Source organism: Paracoccus sp. C2R09 (genome assembly GCF_018860625.1).
Lineage (GTDB): Bacteria > Pseudomonadota > Alphaproteobacteria > Rhodobacterales > Rhodobacteraceae > Paracoccus.
In genome coordinates, this window is record NZ_JAHKQB010000034.1 from 1 (window position 1) to 1,246 (window position 1,246).

General features: G+C 59.6%; 1 protein-coding gene. It reads right to left on the minus strand.

What is annotated here, in order from left to right:
- Positions 1 to 101: 101 nt before the first annotated feature.
- Positions 102 to 1,204 (minus strand): IS3 family transposase gene (locus tag KO490_RS15000; RefSeq protein WP_216020242.1). Its coding sequence is split into 2 segments (ribosomal slippage): positions 102 to 943 and positions 943 to 1,204, totalling 1,104 coding nucleotides; the frame shifts between segments, so codons are not numbered across the junction.
- Positions 1,205 to 1,246 lie beyond the last annotated feature (42 nt).

A 1,246-nucleotide genomic window follows, 5' to 3' on the forward strand; every position in this document is an offset into this window, starting at 1 on the left:
TGACCTGCCCCCTGCGGGTCCCTCATTCATAACGAGAGTCTGCAGGTTGGTGCTCTGCTCCCCAACCTCGGACCGCCGGATGCTGGAGTCTTCCGGCTCGGTCATGGCGACGGGCTGGCTGCGCCGCCGGGATTATGCAGGGCGATCGGGACGTTATATCCGATCGCACTATGAGGTCGGTCCTCATTGTAGTGCCTACGCCAAGTCTCCAGTTTTTCCTGCGCGTCCGCAAGGCTCATGAACCAGTGCGCGTTCAGGCATTCCGACCGGAGCTTGCTGTTGAACGCCTCGATAAAGCCATTGTCAGTAGGCTTTCCAGGGCGTGAGAAGTCCAGGGTGACGTCGTTGGCATAAGCCCACAGGTCGAGATCGCGAGAGATAAATTCGCTGCCATTGTCGACCCGGATCGTCCTGGGATAGCCGACCTGGGCACAGACCCGTTCCAGTGTCCGGACCACATCCTCACCGCGGTAAGCAAAGCGCGGGTCGGCTGCTGGACAGAAACGGGAATGCGTATCCACGATCGTCAGGATCCGCAGCTTGTTGCCGAGAGCGAGTTGGTCATGAACAAAATCCATAGCCCAGACATCGTTCGGTCCGACTGCCTCCTGGCGATCATCGCGCAGCTTGGCCTTCACCCGACGTTTTGGATTCTTGTTCCTGAGCTGCAGACACAACTCGTTGTAAATCCTGCGGGTCTTCTTGATGTTCACCTGCCAGCCCTCCCGTCGCAGCAAGACATGGACACGCCGATATCCATAGCGCACCCGTGTTTCGCAAATCTCCCGGATCCTCAGTTCCAATGCGGCCTGCCCGGTTCGGCGGGACTTGTAATGGTAGCTCGACGGGTCAAAGCGCAGGGCCTCACATGCCCGGCGGATCGATATGCCCCAGCCCACCAACATCCCGTCGACCAGTTCCCGTGTCCGGGCAGGCCTCAGAGCTTTCGGCGGATGACGTCCTGCAGCATTTCCCGATCCAAAGTCAGGTCGGCCACGATCTTCTTCAACCGGCTGTTCTCGTCTTCCAGCGCCTTCAGCCGGCGCATCTCGTCCGGCAGCAAACCGCCATATCGCTTCTTCCAGTTGAAGTAAGTCGCCTGGCTGATCCCCGCCTTGCGGCAGATCTCGGCCACCGGCGTGCCTTCCTCGCCCTGCTTCAGGACAAACGCCTTTTGCGCCTCCGTGAACCTCGATGCTTTCATCGTTCTCAGCTCCTCTCCCAGCCAGGGAAGGTTAGCCGAAAA